Here is a 13,272-nt window from a genome sequence, read left to right as displayed (position 1 = left end):
AATCAGGAGAATAAACATGAAAGGTGATTTTTCAAGAGATACATTTAATTCACTTAAGCATTTCAGCCGCGTACTGCAACAACAAGGGCGTGTGCAGCTGGATGCCGATACGAACGAGCAAGCTGCTATCCTGCTGCATTATCTCCGTACACTTGTCACCGACTTGATCGGGCCATTTGCTGGCCCGGAAGGTTCAGCTGGATTTGAAGTAGGGCCGATCGACAACGGGGATTTTTCTATCGGGAAAGGGCGTTACTATGTCGACGGTATTCTGTGTGAAAATGATGCGGATGACATTACTTATAAAAAACAAGAAGATTATCCCAATCCACCCGAGCTTGATGGTGCTGGTCCATATCTGGTTTACCTGGATGTCTGGGAACGCCATATTACTGCGCTGGAAGACGATGATATCCGTGAGAAGGCGCTTGGCGGACCGGATACTGCAACGCGTACTAAAGTAGTCTGTCAGGTAAAGGTGGACAAGGGTGACGAAAGTCTGAATCTAACTGATGATTGTACGACTGTGTCGAAAAACTGGGATAGGTGGGCAGGCCGCTGGCAACCTGCTAACCGAGGATCATTGAGGGCGCGCGTTACTCCTCAGAAAAATTCAACGAATCCTTGTTTGGTTGCTCCCGATGCGAAATATCGCGGCCAGGAAAATCAGCTTTATCGCATTGAAATTCACAGAGGGCATAAAGATGGTGAAAAAAGTGAAACAAATGCGGTAACTTTTAAATGGTCAAGGGATAATGGTGCGGTAGTCAGTAAAGTGTTGTCATCTTCAGGTAAAGAATTGACAGTTGAAAAAACATTGGGCTTTGAACCGGAAATCTGGGTTGAACTGAGCAATGATGAACAGGAATTGCGTGGAGAACCGGGTAGTTTAGTAAAATTGCTTAAAATCGATGGCAATCGTTTTATCTTTGAATCGGAAATTGATCAATTTAAACCGGAAGAAATTAAAAAAAATAACGAAATATGGCCCACCAAAGTACGGCGCTGGGATCAGTGTGATAAGAGTAAGCTCATTGCAGGGACAATTCCTATCACAGAAGGGAAAAATGAAGCTGACTGGATAGAAATCGAAAATGGTATCGAGATTCAATTCGTACCTGCTAGTGGAGGTCCTCATCAATATCGAACAGGAGATTATTGGCTCATTCCTGCTCGAGTTGCTACAGGTGATATCGAATGGCCTGTAGATATGGAATCTGGTAATAAAAATCCTATTTCAAAAGAGAGAGAACCTTTGGGTGTCCAGCATCATTATGCACCACTTGCAATTCTTAATATGGATCAGAGTAAGTCACCCGATTGTCGCTGCAGGTTTGAGCCACTTAATAATAGTTGTAACTCACCTGAGTGATGAAAAAACAGGTTATCCAGATAACTAATAAATTAATACAAATAAAGTCATTATTTCTGCTTTAGTTTGTGCTTATGTACATAACTCCACAGTTCCAGCTTATTGCTGACTTCAAGCTTTTCGTAGATTGATGTGAGATGGTTGCGGAGCGTACTTTCGCTGATGTTGAGTTTGTTGGAAATCACTTTGGCGGGTACGCCGGCATTTTCTATCATGGTGAAGAATATTTTTTTCTCTTTAGGGGTGAGTTTGTCGACTTTATTCTCTTCTTGCAGGACATCCTTTTCGGAAGCCTGCTGGGAGAGCTGATCAATAAGTTTTTTGATATAAGTCTGATTCAGCCATAATTGACCTTCATGTACTTTTTCAATGGCTTTCAGAATGGTATCTAACGTGGCTTCTTTTTCAATGATACCTTTGGCACCGGCGAGTATGGCTTTATCATAGGCTTCAGAGTCTTGCATCCATTTCAGAATAAGGATCTTGGCGTGTGATAATGTAATCAATTGCAAAATAGCCTGTGATTCCTTGTCAGAATTAAGATTCATATCAAGAAGAATGACATCAGGCGACAATCTTTCGAGATTGGGGAGTGCGCTCGTACAATTAGCAAAGCTCCCAACTACTTGCATCTTCGGTTGCTGCTTGTTAATCAGTATTTCCAGACCATAATGCACGATACTATAGTGCTCTATGAGTAATACTCGGATAGTTTTTTTTGATGAATCACTCATGATTTTTCTTGGGAGTAGCTCGTAGACGGTATGTTACGGTACCGGTTGCATAAGAAAATGAGCAAACAAGCGTGCTTTTTTGTATCTTTTTTATGAATTGTTAATAAATTCAACATCAAAGCTACCATGCGTCGTGTCAAATCATGTTTTGGTGATGATTTGCTGAGTGATTACATGTGCACTATTCGCGTATTCAGTGAAGCCCCACAATAATAGACACGAATGACTGTCTGGTAGGGAGCTTACTTAAATGGTAGGCGGCAGCTGGCGTTGAATATGCTTTGTCTTGGCGCGTATCCTCCTGGCATCTTTAGGATCAATAACCAGTGGTCGATAAATTTCGATTCTGTCATGAGGTTGCAGGCGGGTATCGCGCTGTGCCAGTTTGCCGAAGATACCGAGTTTGTTTGTTGTCAGATCAATATCGGTAAACTGATCCAGTATGCCTGAAAGGATGATGGCCTGCTCAACTGTACAATCAGCGGGTACAGTGAGTTTCTTGAGGACTTGAATATGAGGTAGTGCGTATGTCACTTCGATTTGGAAAATGTTGTCATGATTTGCCATAAATCGTTTCGGCCCGTTCAATGAAGGATTCTACAAAACTATTGGCGATCATGTGAAATACCGGCCCTACGAGCTTTTCAAGAATTTTGTGTGAGAATGTGTAATGTAATCGAAATTTTATCTTGCATGCGTTTTCCGATAATGGGATGAACTGCCAGTAACCATCAAGGTGCTCAAACGGGCCATCCAGCAGGCTCATTTCTATTAAATCCGGCGGAAAGCGCTTGTTTTTTGTGGTAAAACTGTGCTGGATGTGGTGATAGTCAATCTTAACCGTTGCATGCGTTGTTATTTCGTCTTGAGGGTCCACCACGGTTCCGCCGCACCACGGAAGAAATGTGGGATATTCCTTAACGTTATCAACCAGCGCGAACATCTGGCTTGCTGAATATTCAACTAGGACTGATTTTTCTATTTCTGCCATAAATGTAAATCACCCCACGTTCATGAGGTAATACTGAAAAACTGATAAAATATACGAAATTTTAGTGATTCCCACCCATTTCATTCCTGTATGAGTATAGTACAAAATAAAAAAGCCTTTCACGATTATTTTATCGAAGAGAAGTATGAGACAGGTATGGTGCTGGAAGGATGGGAAGTCAAAGCCATTCGCGATAGCCGGGCTCAATTGAAGGAAGCCTATGTTATTATCCGCAATGGCGCATTATACCTCATTGGTTGCCATATCAGCCCGCTCAAAACGGCTTCAACGCATATTAATCCCGATCCTGTCAGAACACGCAAGCTGTTGCTGCACGCGGAAGAGATCAAGCGGCTTATCGGTAAAGTTGAACGCGCCGGATACACGCTGGTTCCGTTAGATATGCACTACAAGACGGGTAGGATCAAACTGGAAATCGGTTTGGCTAAAGGCAAGAAGCAGCACGACAAGCGCGAATCCGAGAAACAGAAGGAATGGGAACGTGACAAGCAACGCTTGATGCGCGCTAAATAAAACCATCGACAATGATTGCTCGAATTAACTTTCAGAAATAACTTTTATTCTTTACGACTATGCAGAAATCGATTGCTATCTGGTTATTAATTTGTTGTGCCATGGTATTTGCCATGGTGGTGGTGGGTGGTGTGACACGATTGACCGATTCAGGGCTTTCCATTGTGGAATGGCAGCCAATTGTGGGCACGATGCCGCCGATTACACAGCAGGATTGGGATGTGTTACTGGAAAAATACCGTGCAACGCCTCAGTATCAAAAAATCAATAAAGGCATGAGTGTCGATGAGTTTAAAAGTATTTTTTGGTGGGAATATTTTCATCGTGTGCTTGGCCGGCTGATTGGATTGGCATTTTTTGTTCCTTTTGTTTATTTTCTGCTGAAAAAGCAAATAAACCGGTCATTGGGAATCAAATTGGCGGGAATATTCATACTGGGCGGATTACAGGGATTCATGGGTTGGTACATGGTGATGAGCGGGTTGGTTAACGATCCCCATGTCAGCCAGTATCGGCTTACTGCGCATTTGGGATTGGCATTTGTCATTTTTGCCGCTATGTTTTGGGTTGCATTGGGATTGCTGTCGCCGGAAAGAGAAAACGCGCAATCGAATGAAATGATGCAAAGTTTGCGGCGATTCTCTGTCGGTCTGACTTCATTAATTTTTATCATGGTTTTATCGGGCGGTTTTGTCGCTGGTATTCGCGCGGGCTTGGCCTACAATACATTTCCGCTCATGAACGGGCACCTTATTCCACCGGATCTCTTTGTGCTGGAACCGTGGTACCGTAATTTCTTTGACAATATCACCACCGTGCAATTTGATCATCGATTGATCGCGTGGATATTGATTTTCTCAGTGCCGTTGTTCTGGTATAAATCACGTAAGGTGGCGTTATCCGGTACTACGCGCCTTGCCTGTAATCTGTTTTTACTGATGCTGGCGATACAGGTGAGTCTGGGTATAGCAACGCTATTGCATGTGGTGCCGATTCCTTTGGCAGCTTCGCATCAAGGCGGAGCGATGTTGCTGTTCGCGGCGTCTTTATGGGTGAGTCACCGATTGCGTTGATGTTGATAAACCCGGAGATGTCGTCGGTATAGCATCATCCGGGTTTATTGGGAACTGTTACATCGATCTACATCCGCTCATTCAGTCCCAGCCTCTCCATTCTGTAACGTAGCGACCTGACTGTGATACCCAATGTTTTGGCTGCTTTGGTGCGGTTAAAGCGGCTTTGATTGAGTGCTTTTATAATGGAATCCTTTTCCAATTGATCAAGAAAATCTTGCAAGGGCACGCCTTGATCCGGATCAATGGATGGTCCGCTCGCCGTGATGTGTGAAATTTCTTTTTGTGTTTTAGGTAGTTGTAATTCCTCTTTGCCGATTTGTATCGTCGAACAAAATGCTAATGTACGTTCCAGTATGTTTTCGAGCTCACGGACATTGCCAGGATACTCATAGTTCATCAGCATCGTCAGCGCGTCTTTTTTCAGAATGCATAGAGGGCGTGCGGCTTCTTGGCATAACTTTGCCAGGATTACTTCCGCAATGAGCGGAATATCTTCGCGCATTTCACGTAATGCGGGCATATCCAATTCAATGACATTCAGACGGTAATACAAATCCTGACGGAATTGTCCGGTTTCGACGCAAAGGCTGAGTTTTTTGTGCGTAGCGCTGATGATGCGTACGTCAACATTTTTTTCTTGGGTATCGCCGATTCTCCGGACTTGTTTTTCCTGGATTACGCGCAGCAGTTTGACTTGCATAGCCAAGGGCAAATCGGCTACTTCATCAAGAAACAGGGTGCCACCGTTGGCCGCCAGGAAGAATCCATCATGATCTTTGTCGGCACCGGTAAAGGCGCCTTTTTTATAGCCAAAAAATTCACTTTCCATTAAATTTTCAGGTATGGCGCCGCAATTGACGGCAATAAACGTATGCTTGTGCCGGGCGCTTTTTGCATGAATCATTCGTGCTGCTAACTCTTTGCCGCTGCCCGATTCGCCATAGATATAAATGGAAGCCTGACTACGAGAGAGCTTGTCGATAGTTGCGCGGAGTTGGCACATGGGTTGGGATTCGCCCAGTAACACGCGTTGATTCGGTTGTATTTGTGCTGCAGATGCGGATTCAGTCAGTACGGGTGGTAGACTCAAAGCTGATTTGACCAAATCACGTAACTGTTTTAACGAGACCGGTTTGGATAAATAATCAAAAGCACCGGCTTTGAGTGCCGCAACGGCGTTTTCTGTGGTGCCGTATGCGGTGATAACGGCAACAGGCAAGCTTGAACAATGGCTGGCGATAAATTTAACCAAATCCAAGCCATCCCCATCAGGTAAACGCATATCGGTAAGGCATAACTGAAACTGCCGTGACTGCAATAATATTTTGGCCTCACTGATACATTTTGCGCTGGAAACATCCATGCCCATACGGGCTAATGTGAGCTCAAGTAGTTCGATAATATCAGGCTCATCATCTACAATGAGTATAATGGGAGAGGGTGTATGCAGGTGTGGATGAATGACTCGTTCTTTATTCATCGGCATGGTTGGCTGCCTTTGCAGATTATCCTAAGATGTCCACCCGAAGAGCTCTCGATATATTCCAGCGATGCTTGATTGGCTTCGCACAGTTCACGTGCAATATATAAACCCAAACCCGTACCACTCGTTGCTGTCGTGAAGAAGGGTTCAAAAATTTGTTTTGTTTGCTGCGGTTTAACGCCCGATCCATCATCAATAATATCCAGGTAAACGGTATTTTCGTTTGCTCCGGCAGATAATTCGATGTGAATACTATTGCTTTGTTTGCGACAGTGTCTCCATGCGTTACAACATAAATTCCATATGACTTGGTTGAAATGGTCGCGGTCAAAATTAATCCAATAATCTGTCGAGGCATTTACTCTGAATACGTTTGTATTGATGTGCTCGGTATGACAAAAGCCTTCAATGAATCTATTAATAAATTCATTAGCATCAATGAGTTCTGACTCTGAAACATTGCGTCGGTTGAGTTGCAGTACATCTTGTACGATTTTGTTTAAGCGTTTGGTGTTATCGCAAATAATACGTACCAGGCGAGTATCTGTATGATTTGCAGGCCGCTCTTCCTGCAAAAGTTCGGCGGCATGGCTGATTGCGGACAGCGGATTACGAATTTCATGCGCGATATTTGCTGTTAAACGACCTAATGCAGCAAGTTTCAATTGCTGTAAATGTGCTTGTATGCGCCCCATATCTTCTAGAAAAATAACAACACCATTACGAAAATCCGCTTGTATGGGCAAGAACCGAGTGCGAACCAGTGTATTGCTGTGATCTAATCGCAGTGGTTCAAAACTGATATGACGGTTACTTTGCCAGCTTGTGAGCCGATTGGCGATTTCAGGCACATGATCGGATAATTTGAGAAATTCAGTGTGCTGGGTGGGTACACCCAAGTTAAGCAGTTTTTCGGCATAGGTATTACGGTGCCGGATGTTGCCATGTTTATCAACGACCAGCACACCTTCTTGTAGATCTTGAATGACTAATTGATTGACTTCCGCCATGCTGGCCAGATCCATACCACGTTCTTGTGCCAGTTGTTCACTGGCTAACGTATGTTTTGCCAGTTGCTGTGCTAGCCAAGCCACTGCAAAGCATGCCATGCTTAATAGACCCGCTTGCGAGTATTGGGCAGTGTAGGAATCAACCATCAGTAAGGAATAAGTCTCTTGCAGTAATAAACTGATGGTTGCAATGGATGCAAAAAACAGCGCCATACGGCCACGGCTAATCAATCCCGCCCCGGCGAGCGATACCAGCAATAATCCCCCTAAGCCGCTTTGTAGCCCGCCACTGGCATACAGCATGACAGAGAAAAAAACTATGTCGCCGATTACCTGAATAGCGAGCTGCCAATTAAAATTGGGACGGCGTAATTTAATGAGCAGCATGGATACGCTGCTGAATAGGGCGTAGCTTAAGCTGGTATAAAGAAATAGTAGATGGTGATATGAACCGAAACTGGCGAACTGAAATTGCCATGTAATGATCGTCAGAGCACTACCAGTCACTAATCGATAACTATTGAAATAAAAAAGAGAGCGCCAGTACTGATGAGCATCATCATGCGCCGTGATTCCAGAATTCAGTGGTAAAAACGTTAAGTGTTTTGCTTGTGATAAATGAATGGACACAACGGTTAACTTAAGATGGAGAATTAGTATGTTGATGACAATGCTCGGTACAACAAAAATAGCGATTACGGTCGCTGATGGCTTCACTTTTAGGCAGATGAATGCCGCAATACGTGCAGCTCACCATATCTTCAATCGGCTCTAAAGGCGTTTCTTTCTTTTCTTTTCTGGATTTGCGATTATTGATTATCCAGTAAGCCAGTATTGCTATGATGATGTAAAAAATTAATTTGCCCATATCAGGTATTTCTTTTATATGACATTCATCAGAATTTTATTTGCCATCGCTATACATTTAAGCATAACAATTTTTTACTCTGGCAAATTGCAGATTAACCGTGGTTTAATTGCCTTTAAGTAAAAAATGTGGTGATAGCCTGCTTAATGAGAAAACAATTTCAGAGAAAAATCTTCTGATAATTAGGTTTAAATGTGTAAATGTTGATTGTGTTACAGATGAGACAAGGATGCTTGAGAAAGTTTCTTATGTTTGATAGAAATAAAGATTGCCCAATTTAATAAATTAAATTGGTACAATTTGTAAGTTGTTATTGGCCAGCTTGCGAATAATTTCTGGTATTTAGTGGTTGCGCGTAATAGCAAAACTGGCCAACTGCAGCAGGCATTTTTTGTTTTCCGAATCCGGTAAAGAAGCTATCGCGGCAATAGCCGTTGCGATTTCCGCTTCAGCGCATTGTTTGGCATATTCTAAAGCGGTTGTTTGCTGAATGACACCGAGTACAGGCTGAAAACCATCTTTCCCGCCGTCTTCAATTGCTTTGCGGATAATACTTGCTTGTTCTGCCGTGCCCACTCTCATTGCATAGATGAGCGGTAATGTAGGCTTTCCTTCCGCCAGATCGTCGCCAAGATTTTTACCGATGTTTTGATTATTGCCAGAATAATCAAGCATATCGTCAATGAGTTGAAACGCAGTGCCCAGATGCATGCCATAAACCGCCATGGCTTCTTCCTCTGCCGGCGTGGCATTCCCTAGAATTGCTCCCAATCGACTGGCTGCTTCAAATAATTTAGCGGTTTTGTACCGTATGACTTGCAGATAGTTTTCTTCCGTTACATGCGGATCCCGGCAATTGAGTAACTGTAGTACTTCGCCTTCGGCGATGGTATTGGTTGCATCTGCTAATACTTGCATCACACGCATATCGCCAACTTCAACCATCATCTGGAAAGCTCTGGAATAGAGAAAATCCCCTACCAAAACGCTTGCTGCGTTACCAAATAATGCATTGGCCGTTTCTTTGTTACGCCGTAATTCGGATTCATCCACTACATCATCGTGAAGTAATGTGGCCGTATGAATAAATTCAACCACTGCGGCGAGGTTATAATGAAATTTTCCGGAATAACCGAAAGCGCCTGCGGACAGAATCACCATTGCAGGGCGTAGGCGTTTCCCTCCACTATTGATAATATATTCACTAACTTGGCGAATCAGTAAAACATGAGAATGTAACTTCTCCCGAATGACATCATCAACGATGCTCATGTCTTGAGCAATAAAACTTCTAATATATTCGATTGACACAATGTTACCTTACAGAAAACGCTATGGTAGGAATGACAACACCCAAGTGTCAAGCATAAAGATAAATTGATTGAAATGATCTAAATTTTCTACCACAATCAAGGGTTATTTATGTATAATTCGCGGTTCTGTAAAAAGGGAAGTGTGGGGTCAATTATGTATGCGGTCATAAAAACCGGTGGTAAACAATATCGAATTCAAGTGGGTGAGAGGCTGAAGATAGAACAGCTTAAAGCTGAAAACGGCAGTGAGCTTGTGATTGATCAGGTACTGATGGTTGCGGATGGCGATAAAATATCGATGGGAACACCGCTCGTCAATGGTGCTAAAGTGAGCGCGACGGTGCTGGGGCAAGGTCGCCACGATAAAATTCGCATTTTTAAGATGCGTCGTCGTAAGCACTACCAAAAGCATCAAGGGCATCGGCAGAATTACACTGAAATACAGATTACCGGTATTTCAGCTTAAGGAGTAAATAAATGGCACATAAAAAAGCAGGTGGGAGTTCACGAAATGGACGTGATTCACATTCCAAGCGCCTTGGAATTAAGCGTTATGGTGGTGAGTTGATTTCAGCCGGATCGATTATTGTCAGACAGCGTGGTACACAATTTCATCCTGGAGAAAATGTCGGTATCGGCAAGGACCATACCTTATTTGCCAAAGTGACTGGAAAAGTGAGTTTCAGTATCAAGGGCGCGCTAAAACGTAGGGTAGCAAGTGTAACACCGGCATAAAATATAAACATAGCGTATTCAAGAAGCCCTATCTAAAGTGATGGGGCTTTTTTGTTTGCAGGGTCGTATAAAATAGTAGGAAATAGATAACTAGGGTTTATGAAGTTTATTGATGAAGCGGTTATTCAAGTACTGGCTGGTAAAGGCGGTGATGGTGTCGCCAGTTTTCGGCGTGAAAAATATATCCCTAAAGGCGGCCCTGACGGTGGCGATGGTGGGCGTGGCGGTAGTGTATTTGCAATCGCGGATCGTAATATCAATACACTGATTGACTATCGTTTTGCGCGCATTCATCGCGCCAGGAATGGACAAAATGGTCAAGGTTCCGATCGCTATGGAAAAAGTGCTGAAGATATCGTGTTGCGCATGCCGGTTGGTACGCTCATTAAGGATATCAATACCGGTGAAACGATTGCCGATTTGACGCACGATCAGCAAAAAGCACTTTTGGCCAAAGGCGGAACAGGCGGTATTGGCAATCTGCATTTCAAATCGAGTACTAACCGTGCCCCGCGTCAATTTACCTACGGTGAACCAGGACAGGAATTTGAACTAAAACTGGAACTCAAGGTGTTGGCGGATGTGGGATTGCTGGGTATGCCGAATGCCGGGAAATCCACACTCATTCGTGCGGTATCTGCGGCGCGTCCCAAAGTAGCGGATTATCCCTTTACAACATTGGAACCTAATCTGGGTATGGTGCGAGTTGACCAGAATCGCAGTTTTGTCATGGCGGATATCCCCGGTTTGATTGAAGGCGCTGCCGAAGGGATTGGATTAGGGCATCGGTTTTTAAAACATTTAACACGTACCCGGTTGCTGCTGCACGTGATCGATATGATGCCATTGAATGAAGACACGGATCTTGTTCATGAAGCCCATGCATTGGTAAAAGAGTTACAGAAATACGATGAATCCCTGTATCAAAAACCGCGTTGGTTAGTACTCAACAAAATCGACATGATGCCGGAAGAAAATCGTGCTGAGTTATGCCGTCAATTTGTCGACAAACTGGGATGGCAAGACAAATATTTTGTCATTTCTGCATTGACAGGTGAAGGTTGTAAGCTGTTAACCTATGCCATCATGGATTATCTGGAGCAGAATTTGCCACCGCAACCTGAAAGTCAAACCCCAGAAAACGATCTCGTCAATCCATGTTAAAGCAAGCACACCGTATCGTCATCAAAGTGGGCAGCAGCCTGGTGACCAATCAAGGCAAGGGGCTTGATCATGCCGCACTGGCTTGCTGGGCAGCGCAAATCGCAAACCTCGAGCAAATGGGCAAGGAAATCATCTTAGTCTCATCGGGTGCGATTGCTGAGGGAATGCATCGCTTAAACTGGGAGAGTCGGCCTACCGCATTGTATGAATTGCAAGCCGCGGCTGCGGTTGGGCAAATGGGACTGGCACAAGCCTATGCCTCCAGCTTTTCTCAGCATGGCCTGCAAACCGCGCAAGTGCTTTTGACCCATGAAGATTTGTCCAATCGGAAGCGTTATCTCAACGCACGTTCAACGCTCACGACGTTATTGAAGCTCAATATCATTCCCATCATTAACGAAAATGATACGGTCTCGATTGATGAAATTCGCTTTGGCGATAATGACACCCTGGCAGCGCTGGTAACCAACCTGGTTGAAGCCGATGTGTTGGTTATTCTGACCGATCAGGCGGGTTTATTTACCAGCGATCCGCGTAAGAATCCGGATGCAAAATTACTGAGTGAAGTGAATGCAGGTGATCCGGCGCTTGAAAAGATGGCGGGTGGTGTTGGCAGCAGCATCAGCCGCGGCGGTATGCAAACTAAAGTGACAGCGGCAAAGCGTGCGGCGCGCAGTGGTGCAGACACCATTGTTGCTTCTGGTCGTGAAGACAATGTGTTGATACGTTTGAGCCAGGGTGAAGCGATCGGTACGCGTTTTCTCGCCAAGATACCGGTATTGGCGGCGCGTAAGCAATGGCTGGCCGATTATTTACAAGTGCGTGGTTATGTCACGCTGGATCAAGGTGCTGTGAAAGCGCTTTCTGCAGATGGAAAAAGCCTGTTGCCCATTGGCGTTATCAGCGTCAACGGCGAATTCGAGCGCGGAGAAGCCGTATCCTGTCTGGATGAAGAAGGCCGGGAGATAGCCCGCGGCTTGATAAATTATAGTGCGGTGGAAACACAAAAAATTCTAAAACAAGCCAGCAGTGAAATTGAAGCCATACTGGGTTATGTGGATGAACCGGAATTAATTCACAGAAATAATCTGGTGTTGCTTTAGATATGGCTGGGGAAGTTCAACAAATTTGATTTGGCTCGGAGAAATTCGTGACCATTCAATTCGATAAAAACTCGCAACGTATCGCAGCCATCGACTGGTTACGCGGATTTGTCACTGATTTCGATGCATCTTATCATGCGTCATGGTTTTTTAATACGAACCGAATTTTCGCTGATTCGGTATTACTCTATCAACCCGGCGATCTGTTTGCCACCGATCAGTTTCTGACGCGCTGGATTACGCATATCTGCGCGCCTACATTTGTTTTTCTGGCGGGTACATCTATTGCGATCAGTAATTTTCAACGCCGGCAGCAAGGCATCAGCGATGCCGTGATGGATCGTGAATTGCTACTCCGCGGCGCTTTTATTGCACTGCTCGATCTGTGTGTTTTTTCGCTAGCTTCCGGAAAAATGATATTGCAAGTGTTGTATGCCATCGGAATCAGCATGATGCTGATGGTTCCTCTGCAACGCCTGGGCACGCGCTTGGTTTTCTTTTTGGCGATACTGATACTTGCAGGCAGTGAATTATTGCTCATGATGATGTGGGAACCGGGTGGTAACGTACCATTATGGCTGGCAGTTACCTTTGCACCGGTATTCGGCGAAACCTATACCGTGTTATATCCTGCGTTGCCGTGGTTAGGAATTATGCTGCTGGGTTGGGTGTTCGGTGAACGATTAACGTCAAAGCAGCTTGGTTTGTGGTCAGTAGAACGTTTATTGATGGTCAGCGGCGTGTCAGCGCTGATTTTGTTTGTGGTCATCCGCAGTTTTGATGGCTACGGCAACCTATTCATGACCCTGGAAGGCAACACACTGATGCAGTGGTTGCATATCAGTAAATATCCGCCCAGCTTGGCTTACGTCGCACTGGAACTGGGTTT

15 protein-coding genes are annotated in these 13,272 nt (G+C 44.5%); 8 read left to right on the top strand and 7 right to left on the bottom strand.

Annotated features, from left to right (window positions below):
* Positions 1–16: 16 nt before the first annotated feature.
* Positions 17–1,372, top strand: a complete 1,356-nt coding sequence (locus Q0K92_RS04560) for a DUF6519 domain-containing protein (RefSeq protein ID WP_297324625.1) — start codon at positions 17–19, stop codon at positions 1,370–1,372.
* A 50-nt stretch (positions 1,373–1,422) separates the two neighbouring features.
* Here Q0K92_RS04560 and Q0K92_RS04555 read toward each other — a convergent pair whose 3' ends face one another.
* The 3 genes from Q0K92_RS04555 to Q0K92_RS04545 all read right to left on the bottom strand — a co-directional run bounded on the left by Q0K92_RS04555 (position 1,423) and on the right by Q0K92_RS04545 (position 3,097).
* A complete protein-coding gene (locus Q0K92_RS04555) occupies positions 1,423–2,106 on the bottom strand; it encodes a response regulator transcription factor (RefSeq protein WP_297324624.1) in 684 nt (227 codons plus the stop codon).
* A gap of 246 nt (positions 2,107–2,352) precedes the next feature.
* Complete coding sequence (locus tag Q0K92_RS04550; RefSeq protein ID WP_297324623.1) at positions 2,353–2,673, bottom strand: RnfH family protein; 321 nt, start codon at positions 2,671–2,673, stop codon at positions 2,353–2,355.
* Positions 2,660–3,097 (bottom strand): type II toxin-antitoxin system RatA family toxin, encoded by a 438-nt coding sequence (locus tag Q0K92_RS04545; RefSeq protein ID WP_297324622.1) that lies wholly within the window; start codon positions 3,095–3,097, stop codon positions 2,660–2,662. The genes Q0K92_RS04550 and Q0K92_RS04545 overlap by 14 nt, the downstream gene beginning before the upstream one ends.
* Positions 3,098–3,187: 90 nt before the next feature.
* On the opposite strand from Q0K92_RS04545, the gene smpB reads away from it, so the two are divergent.
* Entirely contained in the window at positions 3,188–3,631 is a 444-nt protein-coding gene (gene smpB, locus Q0K92_RS04540) for an SsrA-binding protein SmpB (protein WP_110337790.1), read from the top strand.
* Between the two features lie 59 nt (positions 3,632–3,690).
* A complete protein-coding gene (locus Q0K92_RS04535) occupies positions 3,691–4,704 on the top strand; it encodes a COX15/CtaA family protein (RefSeq protein WP_297324621.1) in 1,014 nt (337 codons plus the stop codon).
* Positions 4,705–4,771: 67 nt separating this feature from the next.
* Here Q0K92_RS04535 and Q0K92_RS04530 read toward each other — a convergent pair whose 3' ends face one another.
* The 4 genes from Q0K92_RS04530 to ispB form a co-directional block, all read right to left on the bottom strand.
* On the bottom strand, positions 4,772–6,193 hold the full coding sequence (locus Q0K92_RS04530; protein WP_297324620.1) for a sigma-54 dependent transcriptional regulator: 1,422 nt from the start codon (positions 6,191–6,193) through the stop codon (positions 4,772–4,774).
* Complete coding sequence (locus tag Q0K92_RS04525; protein WP_297324619.1) at positions 6,184–7,587, bottom strand: ATP-binding protein; 1,404 nt, start codon at positions 7,585–7,587, stop codon at positions 6,184–6,186. The genes Q0K92_RS04530 and Q0K92_RS04525 overlap by 10 nt, the downstream gene beginning before the upstream one ends.
* A gap of 253 nt (positions 7,588–7,840) precedes the next feature.
* Positions 7,841–8,068 (bottom strand): PP0621 family protein, encoded by a 228-nt coding sequence (locus tag Q0K92_RS04520; RefSeq protein WP_297324618.1) that lies wholly within the window; start codon positions 8,066–8,068, stop codon positions 7,841–7,843.
* 342 nt (positions 8,069–8,410) lie between these two features.
* Positions 8,411–9,379 (bottom strand): octaprenyl diphosphate synthase, encoded by a 969-nt coding sequence (gene ispB, locus Q0K92_RS04515; protein ID WP_297324617.1) that lies wholly within the window; start codon positions 9,377–9,379, stop codon positions 8,411–8,413.
* A gap of 156 nt (positions 9,380–9,535) precedes the next feature.
* Between ispB and rplU the strand changes: the two genes are divergently transcribed.
* The 5 genes from rplU to Q0K92_RS04490 all read left to right on the top strand — a co-directional run.
* Positions 9,536–9,847: a 50S ribosomal protein L21 gene (rplU, locus tag Q0K92_RS04510; RefSeq protein ID WP_297324616.1), complete on the top strand. Its 312-nt coding sequence runs from the start codon at positions 9,536–9,538 to the stop codon at positions 9,845–9,847.
* Between the two features lie 11 nt (positions 9,848–9,858).
* Positions 9,859–10,116, top strand: a complete 258-nt coding sequence (gene rpmA / locus Q0K92_RS04505) for a 50S ribosomal protein L27 (protein WP_297324615.1) — start codon at positions 9,859–9,861, stop codon at positions 10,114–10,116.
* Between the two features lie 99 nt (positions 10,117–10,215).
* Positions 10,216–11,280 carry an Obg family GTPase CgtA gene (gene cgtA / locus Q0K92_RS04500; RefSeq protein WP_297324614.1) on the top strand — a complete coding sequence of 355 codons (1,065 nt, stop codon included), beginning with the start codon at positions 10,216–10,218 and terminating at the stop codon, positions 11,278–11,280.
* The gene (proB, locus tag Q0K92_RS04495) at positions 11,274–12,383 is read left to right on the top strand and encodes a glutamate 5-kinase (RefSeq protein WP_297324613.1); all 1,110 of its coding nucleotides are present in this window, start codon (positions 11,274–11,276) and stop codon (positions 12,381–12,383) included. The genes cgtA and proB overlap by 7 nt, the downstream gene beginning before the upstream one ends.
* Before the next feature lie 47 nt (positions 12,384–12,430).
* Positions 12,431–13,272 (top strand): heparan-alpha-glucosaminide N-acetyltransferase domain-containing protein (locus Q0K92_RS04490; RefSeq protein WP_297324612.1); only part of this gene is annotated, 842 nt, incomplete at its 3' end.

Origin of the sequence: Nitrosomonas sp., from assembly GCF_024282095.1 — a bacterium.
Taxonomy (GTDB): domain Bacteria; phylum Pseudomonadota; class Gammaproteobacteria; order Burkholderiales; family Nitrosomonadaceae; genus Nitrosomonas.
This window is presented reverse-complemented; position numbering and strand designations above follow the sequence as displayed.

Bases quoted from the DNA above. Each gene is read 5' to 3' on its own strand.
- Q0K92_RS04555 (WP_297324624.1), bottom strand. From the start codon at position 2,106: ATGAGTGATTCATCAAAAAAAACTATCCGAGTATTACTCATAGAGCAC.
- Q0K92_RS04545 (WP_297324622.1), bottom strand. From the start codon at position 3,097: ATGGCAGAAATAGAAAAATCAGTCCTAGTTGAATATTCAGCAAGCCAG.
- Q0K92_RS04550 (WP_297324623.1), bottom strand. From the start codon at position 2,673: ATGGCAAATCATGACAACATTTTCCAAATCGAAGTGACATACGCACTA.
- rplU (WP_297324616.1), top strand. From the start codon at position 9,536: ATGTATGCGGTCATAAAAACCGGTGGTAAACAATATCGAATTCAAGTG.
- Q0K92_RS04525 (WP_297324619.1), bottom strand. From the start codon at position 7,587: ATGCTGCTCATTAAATTACGCCGTCCCAATTTTAATTGGCAGCTCGCT.
- Q0K92_RS04560 (WP_297324625.1), top strand. From the start codon at position 17: ATGAAAGGTGATTTTTCAAGAGATACATTTAATTCACTTAAGCATTTC.
- Q0K92_RS04530 (WP_297324620.1), bottom strand. From the start codon at position 6,193: ATGCCGATGAATAAAGAACGAGTCATTCATCCACACCTGCATACACCC.
- proB (WP_297324613.1), top strand. From the start codon at position 11,274: ATGTTAAAGCAAGCACACCGTATCGTCATCAAAGTGGGCAGCAGCCTG.
- Q0K92_RS04535 (WP_297324621.1), top strand. From the start codon at position 3,691: ATGCAGAAATCGATTGCTATCTGGTTATTAATTTGTTGTGCCATGGTA.
- cgtA (WP_297324614.1), top strand. From the start codon at position 10,216: ATGAAGTTTATTGATGAAGCGGTTATTCAAGTACTGGCTGGTAAAGGC.
- rpmA (WP_297324615.1), top strand. From the start codon at position 9,859: ATGGCACATAAAAAAGCAGGTGGGAGTTCACGAAATGGACGTGATTCA.
- Q0K92_RS04520 (WP_297324618.1), bottom strand. From the start codon at position 8,068: ATGGGCAAATTAATTTTTTACATCATCATAGCAATACTGGCTTACTGG.
- smpB (WP_110337790.1), top strand. From the start codon at position 3,188: ATGAGTATAGTACAAAATAAAAAAGCCTTTCACGATTATTTTATCGAA.